The organism is Xanthomonas hydrangeae (assembly GCF_032697525.1).
Lineage (GTDB): Bacteria > Pseudomonadota > Gammaproteobacteria > Xanthomonadales > Xanthomonadaceae > Xanthomonas > Xanthomonas hydrangeae.
The window spans coordinates 210318-226485 of the sequence record NZ_CP103836.1 but is presented as its reverse complement, the minus strand read 5'-3'; the positions used below and the strand labels follow the sequence as shown (position 1 = coordinate 226485).

The 16168-nt window shown below is 64.5% G+C and carries 15 protein-coding genes; 12 read left to right on the top strand and 3 right to left on the bottom strand.

Going from position 1 to position 16168, the window contains the following annotated elements:
• The first annotated feature begins 423 nt into the window (after positions 1 to 423).
• The 3 genes from NYR97_RS00915 to NYR97_RS00905 all read left to right on the top strand — a co-directional run bounded on the left by NYR97_RS00915 (position 424) and on the right by NYR97_RS00905 (position 3684).
• Entirely contained in the window at positions 424 to 1461 is a 1038-nt protein-coding gene (locus NYR97_RS00915) for a type IV pilus twitching motility protein PilT (protein WP_003489919.1), read from the top strand.
• Positions 1462 to 1583: 122 nt separating this feature from the next.
• Positions 1584 to 2714 carry a PilT/PilU family type 4a pilus ATPase gene (locus NYR97_RS00910; RefSeq protein ID WP_006448884.1) on the top strand — a complete coding sequence of 377 codons (1131 nt, stop codon included), beginning with the start codon at positions 1584 to 1586 and terminating at the stop codon, positions 2712 to 2714.
• Positions 2715 to 3009: 295 nt separating this feature from the next.
• Complete coding sequence (locus NYR97_RS00905) at positions 3010 to 3684, top strand: YitT family protein (protein WP_316698474.1); 675 nt, start codon at positions 3010 to 3012, stop codon at positions 3682 to 3684.
• Between the two features lie 140 nt (positions 3685 to 3824).
• Here the strand turns inward: NYR97_RS00905 and NYR97_RS00900 are convergent, their stop codons facing one another.
• A complete protein-coding gene (locus tag NYR97_RS00900) occupies positions 3825 to 4370 on the bottom strand; it encodes a DNA-3-methyladenine glycosylase I (protein WP_316696105.1) in 546 nt (181 codons plus the stop codon).
• Between the two features lie 333 nt (positions 4371 to 4703).
• Here NYR97_RS00900 and NYR97_RS00895 point away from each other — a divergent pair, with 333 nt between their 5' ends.
• From NYR97_RS00895 to NYR97_RS00875, 5 genes are all read left to right on the top strand, one after another.
• A complete protein-coding gene (locus tag NYR97_RS00895) occupies positions 4704 to 5270 on the top strand; it encodes a YqgE/AlgH family protein (RefSeq protein WP_006448880.1) in 567 nt (188 codons plus the stop codon).
• On the top strand, positions 5263 to 5730 hold the full coding sequence (ruvX, locus tag NYR97_RS00890; RefSeq protein WP_210763159.1) for a Holliday junction resolvase RuvX: 468 nt from the start codon (positions 5263 to 5265) through the stop codon (positions 5728 to 5730). Before NYR97_RS00895 ends, ruvX begins: the two co-directional genes overlap by 8 nt.
• 16 nt (positions 5731 to 5746) lie before the next feature.
• Positions 5747 to 6694: an aspartate carbamoyltransferase catalytic subunit gene (locus NYR97_RS00885; protein WP_205394209.1), complete on the top strand. Its 948-nt coding sequence runs from the start codon at positions 5747 to 5749 to the stop codon at positions 6692 to 6694.
• Positions 6695 to 6895: 201 nt separating this feature from the next.
• Positions 6896 to 7330 (top strand): OsmC family protein, encoded by a 435-nt coding sequence (locus tag NYR97_RS00880; RefSeq protein ID WP_316696101.1) that lies wholly within the window; start codon positions 6896 to 6898, stop codon positions 7328 to 7330.
• Between the two features lie 153 nt (positions 7331 to 7483).
• Positions 7484 to 8086: a glycine zipper 2TM domain-containing protein gene (locus NYR97_RS00875; protein WP_316696100.1), complete on the top strand. Its 603-nt coding sequence runs from the start codon at positions 7484 to 7486 to the stop codon at positions 8084 to 8086.
• Positions 8087 to 8228: 142 nt separating this feature from the next.
• On the opposite strand, the gene NYR97_RS00870 is transcribed toward NYR97_RS00875, so the two are convergent.
• A complete protein-coding gene (locus NYR97_RS00870; protein WP_316696099.1) occupies positions 8229 to 9110 on the bottom strand; it encodes a PhzF family phenazine biosynthesis protein in 882 nt (293 codons plus the stop codon).
• Between the two features lie 31 nt (positions 9111 to 9141).
• A complete protein-coding gene (locus NYR97_RS00865; protein WP_316696098.1) occupies positions 9142 to 10020 on the bottom strand; it encodes a PhzF family phenazine biosynthesis protein in 879 nt (292 codons plus the stop codon).
• A gap of 183 nt (positions 10021 to 10203) precedes the next feature.
• Here NYR97_RS00865 and NYR97_RS00860 point away from each other — a divergent pair, with 183 nt between their 5' ends.
• The 4 genes from NYR97_RS00860 to murD are packed head-to-tail and all read left to right on the top strand — an operon-like array spanning position 10204 to position 15997.
• Positions 10204 to 12813, top strand: a complete 2610-nt coding sequence (locus NYR97_RS00860) for a bifunctional aspartate kinase/diaminopimelate decarboxylase (protein WP_316696096.1) — start codon at positions 10204 to 10206, stop codon at positions 12811 to 12813.
• Positions 12797 to 13255: a hypothetical protein gene (locus NYR97_RS00855; protein WP_316696095.1), complete on the top strand. Its 459-nt coding sequence runs from the start codon at positions 12797 to 12799 to the stop codon at positions 13253 to 13255. Before NYR97_RS00860 ends, NYR97_RS00855 begins: the two co-directional genes overlap by 17 nt.
• On the top strand, positions 13252 to 14607 hold the full coding sequence (murL, locus tag NYR97_RS00850; protein ID WP_316696094.1) for a UDP-N-acetyl-alpha-D-muramoyl-L-alanyl-L-glutamate epimerase: 1356 nt from the start codon (positions 13252 to 13254) through the stop codon (positions 14605 to 14607). Before NYR97_RS00855 ends, murL begins: the two co-directional genes overlap by 4 nt.
• The gene (gene murD / locus NYR97_RS00845; protein WP_316696093.1) at positions 14588 to 15997 is read left to right on the top strand and encodes a UDP-N-acetylmuramoyl-L-alanine--D-glutamate ligase; all 1410 of its coding nucleotides are present in this window, start codon (positions 14588 to 14590) and stop codon (positions 15995 to 15997) included. Before murL ends, murD begins: the two co-directional genes overlap by 20 nt.
• Positions 15998 to 16168 lie beyond the last annotated feature (171 nt).

The window sequence follows — 16168 nt, the reverse complement described above, 5'->3', positions numbered from 1 at the left end:
GCGTCATTGTGCGCAGCCGGATTGCGTCACGATGTTGTGTGGATGACAGCTTGAATTTCAGGCGCAACTGCGCGGCCGGACGGTGCGTTTGCGCACAATCGGCGTGCAGCTGGATCGCGCTGCGTCGTGCGGCGATCGGCGCATGGCCGGCGCTTGCGCAAGCTGGGGATGATTGCGGGGGCTGGAGAACCGGCCTCGCAGCTTTACCGTTCATGCCGGCATGGCTGCCGGCGCGACGATTGTTAGGCGTAGGCAGGTTCTGCCGTGAATCTGGCGGGCTGGGCTGGCCGCAGTGGATGCCGGCAGCAGGCGGCCAGTTCGCTGCAATGAAACCGATGCGCGGGCTCTTCCAGGGCGGGGGCAGAACGCTATACTGCCGCTCGGGGAGTACCTTCCAATCGCAGCCTAGGGGAAAAGCAGCGCATGGATATCGCTGAACTATTGGCGTTTTCTGTCAAAAACAAGGCGTCGGACCTGCATCTGTCGGCCGGCTTGCCGCCGATGATCCGTGTCGATGGCGATGTCCGTCGCATCAATATTCCGGCCCTGGACCACAAGCAGGTGCACGCGCTGGTGTACGACATCATGTCGGACAAGCAGCGCCGCGATTACGAGGAATTCCTCGAGGTCGACTTCTCGTTCGAAATTCCGTCGCTGGCGCGCTTCCGCGTCAACGCGTTCAACCAGAACCGCGGTGCCGGTGCGGTGTTCCGTACCATTCCTTCCGAAGTGCTGACGCTGGAAGACCTGGGCTGCCCGCCGATCTTCCGCCAGCTGATCGACCAGCCGCAGGGCCTGATCCTGGTCACCGGCCCGACCGGTTCGGGCAAGTCGACCACGCTCGCCGGCATGATCGACTACATCAACAAGAACGAATACGGCCACATTCTCACGGTCGAGGATCCGATCGAGTTCGTACACACCTCGCAGAAGTGCCTGATCAATCAGCGCGAAGTGCATCGCGACACGCACGGCTTCAACGAGGCGCTGCGCTCGGCCTTGCGCGAAGACCCGGACATCATCCTGGTCGGCGAGTTGCGCGATCTGGAAACCATCCGCCTGGCGCTGACCGCTGCGGAAACCGGCCATCTGGTGTTCGGCACCTTGCACACCAGCTCGGCGGCCAAGACCATCGACCGTATCATCGACGTATTTCCGGCCGGCGAAAAGCCGATGGTGCGCTCGATGCTGTCCGAGTCGCTGCGCGCGGTGATTTCGCAGGCGTTGTTGAAGAAGGTCGGCGGCGGACGTACCGCCGCCTGGGAAATCATGGTCGGCACCCCGGCGATCCGCAACCTGATCCGCGAGGACAAGGTGGCGCAGATGTATTCCTCGATCCAGACCGGCCAGCAATACGGCATGCAGACGCTGGATCAGCATCTGCAGGACCTGGTCAAGCGCAGCCTGATCACACGCAACCAGGCGCGCGAGTACGCCAAGGACAAGCGGATATTCGAGTGATTCGGGAATAGGGAGTCGGGAATGGGGAATCGCAAAAGCACGCACCCCTGACCGGTCCCGGCTCCCGGCTTTTCCAATTCCCGATTCTCGATTCCCCATTTCCGGCTCCGAAGGAGCACGCCATGAGCACTATCGACTTCACCTCGTTCCTCAAGCTGATGGCGCACCAGAAGGCGTCGGATCTGTTCATCACCTCGGGAATGCCGCCGGCGATCAAAGTCAATGGCAAGATCAGCCCGATCACCCAGACACCGCTGACTGCACAGCAAAGTCGCGATCTGGTGTTGAACGTGATGACGCCATCGCAGCGCGAAGAATTCGAAAAGACGCACGAGTGCAACTTCGCCATCGGCGTGTCAGGGGTCGGGCGTTTTCGTGTGAGCTGTTTCTATCAGCGCAACCAGGTCGGCATGGTGCTGCGCCGGATCGAAACGCGCATTCCCACAGTGGAAGAGTTGAGCCTGCCGCCGGTGATCAAGACGCTGGCGATGACCAAGCGCGGCATCATCATTTTCGTCGGCGCCACCGGTACCGGCAAGTCGACCTCGCTGGCGGCGATGATCGGTTACCGCAACCAGAATTCGACCGGGCACATCATCACCATCGAAGATCCGATCGAATTCGTGCACAAGCACGAAGGCTGCATCATCACCCAGCGCGAAGTCGGCATCGATACCGACAGCTGGGAAAACGCTCTGAAAAACACCCTGCGCCAGGCGCCGGACGTGATCATGATCGGCGAGGTGCGCACCCGCGAAGGCATGGATCACGCCGTGGCCTTTGCCGAAACCGGCCACCTGGTGCTGTGCACCCTGCACGCCAACAACGCCAACCAGGCGATGGACCGCATCATCAACTTCTTCCCGGAAGATCGCCGCAACCAACTGCTGATGGATCTGTCGCTCAATCTCAAGGGCGTGGTCGCGCAGCAATTGATTCCGACGCCGGACGGGCGCAGCCGCCGCGTGGCGATGGAGATCATGCTGGGCACCCCGCTGGTGCAGGATTACATCCGCGACGGCGAGATCCACAAGCTCAAGGAGATCATGAAGGAGTCCACCAACCTGGGCATGCGCACCTTCGATCAGAGCCTGTTCGAGCTGTATCAGGCCGGCGAAATCAGCTACGAAGACGCGCTGCGTTACGCCGACTCGCAGAACGAAGTGCGCCTGCGCATCAAACTCTCGCAGGGCGGCGACGCCAAGACGCTGGCGCAGGGGATGGATGGTGTGGAGATTGCCGAGGTTCGGTGAGTCGCCCAGGACGCATTGGTGCATTCCGGTGCATGGTGTGGCGTAGCACGCTGAAGAAATTCACCTGCACAAGGTTGCCGGAACTTGGCACCTCATCTCTGCGCGCAGGCGTCTGCTGCAAAAAAGACAGGGTAAAGATCGCGCTGTGGTCGATGGCATGCAGCGCAGCAGTGCGCGCATGCGATGACGTTTCAGATGTAACCAGGCGGGCCGATAGTGTCTAATATCGCACCCCATTGCAGTGCCCGAACCTGTGAGCCTTCCCGATTCCGATCTGCGTCCGGAGCAAGAGCCGCTGCCCGATGACGGCGCTGTGGTCACCTCCGGCCCGTTGACGCCGCCGCCGGATTCGGCAGGCACTGGGGCCGACGATCATGCCTATCACCACTCGGTGGCCGAAGACGCGCAAGGCATGGTGCTGGCGACGCTGGTGGCCTCGTTGGGCCTGGCGATCTTCGCCAAGGGCGGCCTGATGATCGGTGGCATGGCCGGTGTGGCATTCCTGCTGCATTACGCGTTGCACTGGAATTTCGGTCTGGTGTTCGTGCTGGTCAATCTGCCGTTCTATTGGCTGAGCATGCGCCGCATGGGCTGGGAATTCACCTTGAAGACCTTCGCCGCAGTGGGTGCCTGCGGTGCGCTCACCGACCTGATGCCGCGCTGGGCCGAGTACGCGCATATCAACACGCTGTTTTCGGCCATCGTTGGCGGTGCGCTGGCGGGCCTGGGCATCCTGTTTTTCATCCGCCATCGCGGCAGTTTGGGCGGCATCGGCATCCTGGCGGTGTATCTGCAGCGCGAGCGCGGCTGGAGCGCGGGCAAGGTGCAGATGAGTTTCGATGCGATGCTGATGCTGGTGGCCTTCACCATCCTCACCCCGGACAAGGTGCTGTATTCGGCACTGGGTGCGTTGATGCTGAGTCTGGTGTTGATGTTCAATCACCGTCCGCATCGTTATATGGGCGTGTGATCCCGGCGGTCGTTTGCGCGTGGCCGGCGGATCAGTGATCGGCAACTGTGTGGGTTGTGCCCGGGGCGGTATGTAACGCATCGCACTGCAACGTGTGCACACTGCTTCTAGCGGCCAGCATGCGCTTGATCTTGTCGCCGCTACGCTTTTTCGCTCAGCATCCACGGCGGAGACAGTGCCTGGATATGCCCAAACACCGGGCAACCTTCATGATGCGCGCCAGGTAGGTAGCCCAGGCTCATCAGGAATTCGCCGGTGATTTCGCCGCCGGTGAAGCGAAAGATCTTCTTGAACAGCTTGATCCAGTCTGGCTTGGCGAGCGGATGTTGTGCATCCAGCCAGTGCGCGAAGCTGCCGTGCGAGGCGCGTAACTGCTGGATGACCTGCGCATTGTGGATGGCCGCCAGCACCTTCAACCGGTTGCGGATGATGCCGGCATCGCCGAGCAGCCGCGCAATGTCGCTCTCGCCATAGGCGGCCACCGTGTCCACGTCGAAGCCGTGGTAGGCGCGCTGGAAGTTGCTGCGCTTGCGCAGGATGGTTTCCCAGCTCAGCCCGGCCTGATTGATCTCCAGCACCAGGCGCTCGAACAGCTCGCGCTCCTCGCGCTGCGGAAAGCCGTATTCGTGGTCGTGGTAGTGCCCGTGGACCGGATGCCCCGGGGCGATGCTGCAGTAGCCGCTCATGAGATGCCTGTTGATAGGTGGAGCAGGTGTAGGTGGACCAGCGGCCGGCGCGATGGCCGGGAGTCGGGCCTGCCACGATAGCGACCGAACAGCGACGCGTGGGTGCACGCATCGACTGCGGTGCCGTAGCAGATCAATCGCAGCACGGCGCAGCTCGAGGTCCGCGCCGCGAAGCCGCCAGCAATCTGAACGGGCCGGCCTTGCCTGCCGGATGCCATCGGTGGCGTCTGCGAGGCCGCTGTCATCGGTAGCATCGGCAGTCCGGTGCCGCCAGCATGCAGCAAGTATGGCAGCGGCTCTGCGCGCGGCGGAGCGAACGGCTAGAATGCGGCCATGTCCGTTTTGCCCACGCCTCTGGCCAACCAACTGCTGATTGCGCTCCCGGCGCTGTCCGACCCCACCTTTTCGCGCAGCGTCGCGCTGATCTGTCAGCACGACGAGAACGGCGCGATGGGCGTGCTGGTCAATCGGCCCTCCGAATACACCCTGGGCGAAGTCCTGTCGCAGATGGGCATCGACACCGTCGACGAGCACCTGCGCGAGCAGATCGTGCTCAGCGGCGGGCCGGTGCATCCTGAGCGCGGTTTCGTCATCCACGACGATGCGCGCGAATGGGATTCCTGCCTGGAAGTGGGGCAGGGCGTGTTCCTGACTACCTCGCGCGATATTCTCGAAGCCATGGCGGCCGGCGACGGCCCGCGCAATGCGTTGGTGGCGCTGGGCTGTGCCGGCTGGGGCGCGGGGCAACTCGAGTTCGAACTGGGCGAGAACAGCTGGCTCACCGCGCCGTCGGATGCCAATGTGCTGTTCGCCACTGCGCTGGAAGATCGCTGGCAGACCGCTGCCGGGCGCATCGGCGTGGATCTGTTCCGGCTGACGGATTATTCCGGGCATGCCTGAGGCGGGCGCGATCCGCCCGGATGGCACGGTGCTGGGCTTCGACGTAGGGTCGCGCCGGATTGGCGTGGCCGTTGGCACCGCGCTCGGTGCCGGCGCGCGCGCGGTCGCCGTCATCAATGTGCATGCCACCGGTCCCGACTGGGCCGCGCTGGATCGTGTGCACAAGGAATGGCGACCAGACGGCCTGGTGATCGGTGACCCGCTTACCCTGGACGACAAGGACCAACCCGCACGCAAGCGCGCCCATGCCTTTGCTCGCCAACTGCGCGAGCGCTATGCGCTGCCGGTGGTGCTGATCGACGAGCGCTCCAGTTCGGTCGAGGCCGCGCAGCGTTTCGCGCGCGAGCGCGCCGACGGGCGCAAGCGCCGCCGCGATGCCGAGGCGCTGGACGCGATGGCGGCGGCGGTGATCGTCGAACGCTGGTTGGCCGCGCCCGACCAAGCCACTCCTCTTTCCTGATATTTCCCGACCTGCGATGACCACCATGCAACTCGATTCGGACGGACGCCTGCGCCACCTGCTCACCCTGGAAGGACTGCCGCGCACCACCCTGCTGCAACTGCTCGATCGTGCCGGTCAGATCCGCGACGCGGCGGTAGGGCGTGTCGGCAAGCGCAGCGTGCTGGCCGGTACTGCGGTGTGCACGCTGTTTTTCGAACCGTCCACGCGCACGCGCAGCTCGTTTCATCTGGCCGCGCAGCGGCTGGGCGCGGACGTGCTCAATTTCGATGCGTCCACCTCGTCCACCCGCAAGGGCGAAACCGCGCGCGACACCTTGAAGAATCTGGAAGCGATGGGCGTGCGCGGCTTTGTGGTGCGCCATCCCGACGACGGCGCGGTGGAAGCGCTGGCCGAGGCCGCAGGCGAGGGCACCGCCTTGATCAACGCCGGCGATGGACGCAGCGCGCATCCCACCCAGGGCCTGCTCGACATGCTCACCCTGCGTCAGGCCAAGGGCACCGATTTTTCCAGGCTCAAGGTGGTGATTGTCGGCGACGTGAAGCACTCGCGTGTGGCGCGCTCGGACTTGCACGCATTGCGCACCCTGGGCGTGGGCGAGATCCGCGTCTGCGGCCCTGCCAGCCTGCTGCCCGATGACGACATGCTGGCCGGCTGCGTGGTCGGCGAGGATTTCGACGCGATGCTCGAAGGTGTCGATGCGCTGATGATGTTGCGCCTGCAGCGTGAGCGCATGGAAGAAGGCCTGGTGCCGTCGCTGGAGCAGTACCACGCCGATTACGGGCTCACCCGCGAGCGCCTGACACGCGCCGGTCGCGATGCCGCGGTGCTGCATCCGGGCCCGATCAACCGCGGCGTGGAAATCACCGACGAAGTTGCCGACGGCGCGCAGTCGTGCGTGCTGCGCCAGGTCGCCAACGGCGTCGCCGTGCGCATGGCCGTGCTGGAAACCTTGCTCGGCTAAGCAAACGCAGCAAGGCGACCGCGTAGCCATAGTGCGCGGTCGTTGCTCGGATAGGCATCGCAAGTACCTAGAACCTTGCTGCCAAGATCGTGCAGCGCGCGTCGCCTTTGCGAATCCCCAATCCCCAATCCCCCATCTCGGCACCAAGCCGTAACACCCACTGGCCTATCGTGGCAGCTCCTTTCATCGCAGGAGATCGCAATGGGTATTTCACGTCACGCCACCGCTCACTGGGAAGGCGACCTCAAGACCGGCAAGGGTCAGCTCAGCACGCCGCAAAGTGGTTTGCTGGAAAACACGCGTTATGCCTTCAGCAGCCGCTTCGGCGACGAGAAGGGCACCAATCCGGAAGAACTGATCGCCGCCGCGCATGCCGGCTGCTTCACCATGGCGCTATCCGCACAGCTGAGCGAAGCCGGCTTTCCGCCGACCTCGCTGGACACGCGCGCCGACGTGGATCTGTCGATGGAAGGCGGCCCGCAGCTGTCGCAGATTCGCCTCAAGCTCAAGGCCGTGGTGCCGGGGATCGACGAAGCCAAGTTCCGCGAACTGGCCGACGTCGCCAAGAAGAATTGCCCGGTGTCCAAGGCATTGAGCGCAGTGCCGATCAGCCTGGAAACCGAATTCTCCAGCTGATCCAGCGCAGGCTGCGACGCGTCGGTGCTGCATGCCGGCGCGCGCAGCTGGCGGCAACCTGAATAGGGCTTTGCAAGGCCGGTTTGGTTCAGGGCGGTTTCACCGGTGCAGGCCGAGCATCGGCATCGTGTCCTCCCCTGTGAAGCTGCCGCAATGAAAACTCTTGTGCTTGGTGCTCTGGTGATGGGTCTGGCAGTTGCGGGCAACGCAACGGCACAGCGCTATGACAGCGGCTACCGCGATGGCGGCCGCAGTGGCTACGAGGACGGACGTTACGAATACGCACGCGTGGTGCGTGTCGATCCGATCATCGTGACCGATTCGTATCAAGAGCGCAGCAGCGAACGCTGCTACAACCGCCCGTCCAACGGCTACTACACCAGCAACGATGGCTACTATCGCGATGGTGGCGGTTATGGCCAGTCGGGTGTGTCCAATCGCGGTGTGGCCAGCGTGATCGGCGGTATCGCCGGTGCGGTGCTTGGCAGCCAGGTTGGCGGCGGCAATGGCCGCCTGGTCGGTACTGCGGTCGGCACCATGGCCGGTGTTGCGGCGGGCCGCTCGATCTACGAAGCCAACAATCGCAATTACCAAGGCAACGTCAGCGTATGCGAGCCGGTGTCCTACCGTCGTGAGAGCGATCGTGTGGAAGGTTACGATGTGACATACGAATATGCGGGCCGCACCTATCACACGCGTAGCGACTACAACCCTGGCGATCGCATCCGCGTGCGCGTGGACGTGCGTCCCGACTGATCGGTGCGAGAAGGCGTGGCGTGTGTCGATTGACGAACGCTGCGTTGTCGAAAACAAAAAACGCTGCGATCGTTCGCAGCGTTTTTTGTTGCGCAACCCACGGTGCGCATGCAGTGCCGTGTGCGATCGCTCGATCAAGCAATCAAGCCCAATCCAGCGTCCCGCGAATCACCGTCTGCACCTGGCCGCCGGACCATACATCGCCATCGGCATCGATGCGCAATTCCAGCAAGGCATCGAAGCCGATCTCGCGGCCCTGGCTGACCACATAGCGTCGCGCCTTGCCAGGCAATGCCTGGCGGCTGTCCAGCCATGCGGCGAGCACCGCATTGGCCGCGCCGGAAGCGGCATCTTCGAAGCGGCGGCCGTTGCCGACGAAGGCGCGGACGGCGAGGTCGTAGGCGCCCGGCGCGGCGGCGCGGGCGTAAGCGAACACGCCCATGCTGCCGGTGGATTCGGCCAGCGCAGCGATTGCCTCCCACTCCGGTTGCAGACCACGCAGCGCGGCCTCGCTGGCCAGCTCCACCACCCACCAGGTACGGCCGCCGTCCATCAGTGCAGGCGGCAGGCTGCCGAGCGGCCAGTCACGCAAGGCATCGCGCAGGCGCGGATCGTCGGCCTGCACCTGCTCGGCCACGCGCGCGCGCGGGGTGCGGATGGCGATGCTGCGGTGATCGTCGATCTGCTCCACGCGCAGCGGCAACTGGCCGGCGATACCGTCCTGGATCAGCACGCCGTCGTGCGGCGCGGCCAGGCCGGCCTCCAGCACCGCATGCGCGGTGCCGACGCTGGGGTGGCCGGCAAACGGCACTTCCTTTTGTGGGGAAAACATCCGCAGCCGATAACTGCTGTGGACGTCCGGCGCCGCAAACACGAAGGTGGTTTCCGGCAGCTTGGTCCAGCGTGCGATGGCCTGCATCGCGGCATCGTCCAGGCCTTCGGCATCCAGCACCACGGCCAGCGGATTGCCGCTGCCGGGGCGGGCGGAGAACACATCCAGTTGCAGAAAACGGCGGGTGGTCATGGTGACTGATCTGCGGACAGGGCGCGGCAGCTTACCAATCGATACGACCTTCGATCACTTGTCGCGTCGTTCCGCCAATCCACACTTCGCCTTCGTCATCGACGTCGATGTGGACGCGCCCATCGCGGCCGACCTCGCGGCCCTGGCTGGCGACATAGCGCAACCCGGTGCCCGGCAAGCGACCTTCGCCGTGCAGGCGCGCGGCGATGCAGGCGTTGGCGCTGCCGGTGACCGGATCTTCCGGAATGCCGTCGCCAGGGCAGAATGCGCGCACCACCAGGTCGGCGTCGCCATGGGGATCCGGCGCGTAAATGGCCAGCCCGGTGGCTGCGCTGGTCTGGGTCAGGCGGGTGATGGCGGTTAGATCGGGCGTTGCCTGGCGCACCGCCTGCGCATCGGCCAGTTCCAGCAGCCACCAGTTGGGGCCGTTGTTCCACAGTGCTGCCGGATGTTCGGCCACACGCAGTCCTGCGCAGGCATTGCGTAACGCCGCAACATGCACCTCGCCGGTCGCGATCGCCCGCGCGCGCGGTGCCCGCAGCCGCACCAGCAGTGCGCCATGCCGGTCGATCACCTGCACCGGCAATACGCCCGCAGCGCATTGCTGGCGCATGAGGCCGTCCGGCTCGAACGCGACCAGCCCGTGCGTTGCCGCCGCCCATGCCGCACCCACGCTGGGGTGGCCGGCGAACGGCAGCTCGGCGCGCGGCGTGAAGATGCGGATGTGGTAGTCCGCATCGGGCGCACTGACCGGCAGGAAAAAGATCGTCTCCGACAGGTTCAACCAGGCGGCCATCTGCTGCATCTGCGCGGACGACAACGTCTGCGCGTTGAGGACCACACCCAACGGATTGCCATTGCCGTGTTGGCCGCCGAAGACATCCAGTTGCAGGTAGCGGTACTTGCTCATGGGGGGTGAGTTCCGATCGATGGAATGCGCGGCGATGGTTGCAGCGCAAACCGTTACGGCAGTGGACGCAGCGCTCGGCGTGCTGTGATCGCACCCGGGGTCATGCGGGCGATATTGGCAGTAGAATCGGAGGTTCCGCCCGGCGTACCGGGCATCTTTCCCCCATTCTAAACGCCTATCTCAATGTCAGCTCCCCACACTACCGATCGTTGGATCGTCCTCAAGTTCGGCGGCACTTCGGTGTCGCGTCGTCATCGCTGGGACACGATTGGAACACTGGCGAGCAAACGGGCGAACGAGACCGGCGGCCGCGTGCTGGTGGTGGTGTCTGCGCTGTCGGGCGTGACCAACGAACTCACCGCGATCGCCGATGGCGCCGCCGACAGCGCACAGCGCGTGGCTGCGCTGGAGCAGCGTCATCGCGAATTCCTGGCCGAGCTGGAACTGGACGCCGATGCGGTGCTGGGCAAGCGACTCGCCGCGCTGCATGCCTTGCTGGGCGATGCGCGCGCGGCAACACGCACGCTGGACTGGCAGGCCGAGGTGCTGGGGCAGGGCGAGTTGCTGTCCTCCACCATCGGCGCGGCGTATCTGCATGCCAATGGCCTGGACATGGGCTGGCTGGACGCGCGCCAGTGGCTGTCGGCATTGCCGCCGCAGCCCAATCAGAGCGAATGGTCCAAGCGTTTGTCGGTATCCTGCCAGTGGCAGTCAGATGCGCAGTGGCGCACGCGTTTCGATGCGCAGCCCACGCGCCTGCTGATCACCCAGGGCTTCATTTCGCGGCACGCCGATGGCGGCACCGCGATTCTCGGTCGCGGCGGTTCGGATACCTCGGCGGCGTATTTCGGTGCGCTGCTCGGCGCCAGCCGCGTGGAAATCTGGACCGACGTGCCTGGCATGTTCAGCGCCAATCCGAAGGAAGTGCCGGATGCGCGGCTGCTGACCCGCCTGGACTATTACGAAGCACAGGAAATCGCCACCACCGGCGCCAAGGTGCTGCATCCGCGTTCGATCAAACCATGCCGCGATTCCGGCGTGCCGATGGCGATTCTGGATACCGAGCGCCCCGATCTGCCGGGCACCAGCATCGACGGCAATGCCGAGCCGGTGTTGGGCGTCAAGGCGATCAGCCGCCGCAACGGGATCGTGCTGGTGTCGATGGAAGGCATCGGCATGTGGCAGCAGGTCGGCTTCCTGGCCGATGTATTCACGCTGTTCAAGAAACACGGGTTGTCGGTGGATCTGATCGGCTCGGCAGAGACCAATGTCACGGTGTCGCTGGATCCGAGCGAGAACCTGGTCAACACCGATGTGCTGGCGGCGCTGTCGGCCGATCTGTCGCAGATCTGCAAGGTCAAGATCATTGTTCCTTGCGCGGCAATCACGCTGGTCGGGCGCGGCATGCGTTCGCTGCTGCACAAGCTCTCCGATGTGTGGGCCACGTTCGGGCAGGAGCGCGTGCACATGATTTCGCAGTCGTCCAACGACCTGAATCTGACCTTCGTCATCGACGAAGCCGATGCCGATGGCCTGCTGCCGATCCTGCATGCGGAGTTGATCGACAGCGGCGCGATGCCTGTGAGCGAAGGCGAAGTGTTCGGCCCGCGTTGGCGCGAGATCATCGGCTCGGTGCGCCCGCGGCCCACACCGTGGTGGCATGCCGAGCGCGCGCATCTGTTGTCGCTGTCCAAGGCCGGTACGCCGCGTTATGTGTATCACCTGCCCACCGTGCGTGCGCGGGCGCATGCACTGGCGCAGATTGCTGCAGTGGACCAGCGCTATTACGCGATCAAGGCCAATGCGCATCCGGCGATCCTGATGGCGCTGGAGCAGGCCGGTTTCGGGCTGGAATGCGTCTCGCACGGCGAGTTGCGCCGCGTGTTCGACACCTTGCCCGAGCTGTCGCCGCGGCGCGTGTTGTTCACCCCGAGTTTCGCGCCCAAGGCCGAATACGAAGCCGGCTTCGCGCTGGGCGTGACCGTCACCGTGGACAACGTCGAAGCATTGCAGCGCTGGCCTGAGGTGTTCCGCGGCCGCAACGTGTGGCTGCGCATCGACCTGGGGCATGGCGACGGGCATCACGAGAAGGTCAATACCGGCGGCAAGGCGTCCAAGTTCGGCCTGTCCTCCACGCGCGTGGATGAGTTCGTCGAGTTGGCGCGCACGCTCGAAGTCACCATCACTGGTGTGCATGCGCATCTGGGCAGTGGCGTGGAGACCGGCGAACACTGGCGGATGATGTACGACGAACTGGCCGGCTTTGCGCGACGCATCGGCACGGTGGAAACCATCGACATCGGCGGTGGCCTGCCGATTCCATACAGCGCCGAAGACGAGCCGTTCGATCTGGAGCTGTGGGCCAGGGGGCTGGCCGAGGTCAAGGCGGTGCATCCAGGCTACCGGCTGGCGATCGAGCCGGGCCGCTATCTGGTGGCCGAAGCCGGCGTGCTGCTGGCGCAGGTGACCCAGGTGATCGAAAAGGACGGCGTGCAGCGCGTGGGTCTGGATGCGGGCATGAACACGTTGATCCGCCCGGCGCTGTACGACGCCTGGCACGACATCGAAAACCTCAGCCAGCTCGACGCGCCTGCCGATAGCGCATTCGATATCGTCGGGCCGATCTGCGAATCCTCCGATGTGTTCGGCAAGCGCCGTCGTCTGCCTGCGGCGACCGCACCGGGCGATGTGATGCTGCTGGCCGATGCCGGTGCCTACGGGTATTCGATGGCCAGCACCTACAACCAGCGCGAATTGCCGCGCGAAGAGGTGATCGATGCGCCCGCAGGCTGAGTTCATCGCGCTCAGCACGCTGGCCGGTGGTGTTGCGATGATGTTCGCCACCGCGCTCCAACAACTGAGCTTTGGCATGCTGTGGTCCGATACGCTCAAATGGGCGCTACCCGCGCTGGTCGCCGCCGGTAGCGGTGCGTGGTTGGCCTTGCGTTGGCAACGTCGAGGCGATGCGCGGATTTCCACGCGTCGCAGCGGCGGGATGGCGGTGCGCACGGTGTTGTTGAGCGCGCTGAGTTATGTGCCGGTGGTGGCGCTGTATCTCGCAATCGCCTTCGCGGTGTCTGGCGATGCAACGGCCGGACGCCTGGATGTGCTGTTGTTGGCGGTGCTGTTCGGTTGCCTGCCGTTGCTGTGGGCTGCGGTGCCGTTTTCCATGATTGAATATGTCCTGTGCCGACGTTATCTGCGTCGCGTACGTGTTCCTGCAGGTAGTCCATGAGCGCTTTCGACAAACACCAGATCTCCACTTTTCGTTTCGTGCGTTGCGCACTCGATGCGCAGACCGGCGTGGCGACGCTGGTGTATGCCTTCGACCAAGGCCCGGAGCTGGTCGAGACCGTCGCGGTGCCGGGCGCACCGTTCGCGCTGGACGGTGCGCATGCCGTTGCCGTGCAGCAGGCGCTGCGCATCCTGCATCTCATCGCGGGCGTGAGTTATTTCAAGGCGGCGGTGCCGCCGACCATCCAGATCGATGAATATGCGATCGATGCCGACACCGCTGCGCTGGTGGAGAGCGTCTATCTGCACGGGTTGGGCGAGTTCGCCTATCGCAATGGCTTGAACCTGCACGGCAAGATCAACTTTCCGGTCGGCACACGAACTGCTGGCGATGCGCCTGCGATCGGCCTGCGCGAGCATGCCTTGGTCGCGATCGGTGGCGGCAAGGATTCGCTGGTCAGTATCGAAGCGCTGCGGCATGCCGGCATCGAGCAGACCGTGAGCTGGATCGGTGGCTCGCAGCTGATCCGCGCCTGCGCCGAGCGCACCGGTTTGCCGGTGCTCAATATCGGCCGCGTGCTTGCATCGGAGCTGTTCGAACTCAATCGCCAGGGCGCGTGGAACGGGCATATTCCGGTCACTGCGGTGAACTCGGCGATTCTTGTGCTGGCTGCGTTGCTCAATGGCGTGGATCAGGTGGTGTTTTCCAATGAACGTTCGGCCAGTTACGGCAGCCAGATTCCCGGCACCGGCGAGGTCAATCACCAATGGTCCAAGGGCTGGGCGTTCGAGCAGGCGTTCGGCGATTACGTGCAGCGGCATGTGGCCGCGGATCTGCGTTATTACTCGTTGCTGCGGCCGTTGTCGGAGCTGGCGGTGGCGCGTCAGTTCGCCAAGACCGACCACTACGACGCACATTTTTCCAGCTGCAACCGCAACTTCCACATCATGGGCGAGCGCCCGGTGCATCGCTGGTGCGGGGTGTGCCCGAAGTGCCATTTCGTGTTTCTGGCGTTGGCACCGTTCATGCCGAAGACGCGCCTGGTCAATATCTTCGGGCGCAATCTGCTCGACGATCCCGCGCAGGCCGGCGGCTACGATGCGCTGCTGGAATTCGAAGATCACAAGCCGTTCGAATGCGTCGGCGAAGGCCGCGAATCGCGCGCGGCGATGGCGGTGCTGGCCAGCCGTGCCGAGTGGAAGGAAGACGCGTTGGTGATGCGCTTCAGCCGTGAGATACAGCCGCAACTGGACCAGCAGGAGCTGCAAGTGGAGCCGTTGATGGCCATCGATGGCGAGCACCGTATTCCGTCGGCGCTGTGGGAGCGCGTGCGTGCGAATTTCGCAGCTTGAAGGCAGGGCGGTTGCGTTATGGGGCTGGGGGCGCGAAGGACGCGCGGCATATCGCGCGCTGCGCGCCGTGCTACCCACGCAATCGCTGACAGTGTTCTGCAACGCCGAAGAAGCGCGCGAGCTCGATGCGCTGGCCGACCCCGCGTTGCATGTAGAAACCGAGGCCAGCGCGCAGGCGCTGGGCCGGTTCGACATCGTGGTGAAGTCGCCCGGTATCAGCCCGTATGGCGCGCAAGCGCAAACTGCGGCAGCCGAGCACGGCACGCTGTTCATCGGCGGCACCGCATTGTGGTTTGCCGAACACGCGCAGCCTGACGGCAGCGTGTCCGGCGCCATCTGCGTCACCGGCACCAAAGGCAAGAGCACTACCACCGCGTTGCTGGCGCATCTGCTGCGCGCGGCCGGGCATCGCACCGCGTTGGTCGGCAACATCGGTCAGCCGTTGCTGGAAGTGTTGGCACCACAACCGCCGCCTGCATACTGGGCGATCGAGTTGTCCAGTTACCAGACCGGCGAAGTCGGGCGCAGCGGCGCGCGTCCGGAACTGGCGTTGGTCTTGAATCTTTTTCCCGAGCATCTGGACTGGCATGGCGACGAGGCGCGCTACGTGCGCGACAAGCTGTCGCTGGTGACCGAAGGCCGCCCGCGCATCGCCTTGCTCAACGCCGCCGACCCGCATCTTGTCCATTTACAACTGCCCGACAGCGACGTGCGCTGGTTCAACCATCCCGATGGCTGGCATCTGCGCGGCGATGTGGTCTATCGCGGCGAACAGGCCATCTTCGATACCGCCGACGTACCGCTGCCGGGCGAACACAACCGGCGCAATCTGTGTGCAGTGTTGGCTGCCATAGAAGCGCTGGGTCTGGACGCCGCAGCACTGGCAGCGGCCGCACTGACGTTTCGCCCGTTGCCTAACCGCCTGCAGTTGCTTGGCAGCGTGGATGGCATCAGCTACGTCAACGACTCGATCAGCACTACGCCGCATGCCTCGTTGGCGGCGCTGGCGTGCTTTGCGCAGCGTCGCGTGGCCTTGCTGATTGGCGGGCACGATCGGGGGCTGGATTGGCACGATTTTGCCGAACAGATGGCGCATCACGCCCCGCTGGAAATCGTCACCATGGGGGCCAATGGGCCGCGTATCCACGCGCTGCTGGCTCCATTGGCGGAAGCCGGTCGCTTCGGTTTGCATGCTGCCAACGATCTGGAGCACGCCATGCAGTTGGCGCGCGATGCGCTGGGAGAGCAGGGCGGAGTGGTGTTGCTATCGCCAGGGGCGCCCAGCTTCGGCGCGTATGGCGACTACGTCGCGCGGGGCCGGCACTTCGCGCAGCTGGCGGGGTTCGACCCGGCCGCGATCAGTGCGATTTCTGGATTGGGTGTGCAGTAGGTTCAATCGGCGCCGATCAGGTGCCGATCAACGCATCACAACATTCGCACCAGCCGCGGTTTCGTCCATCCCGCGTCACTCTGGCGAGTGCGTTGGCGCCGTGTGCCTGTAGGGCCTGCGCGCAGCCAACTACGCATTCCCTGCGCTAGAAGATTTCTTCAACAAAGGCGC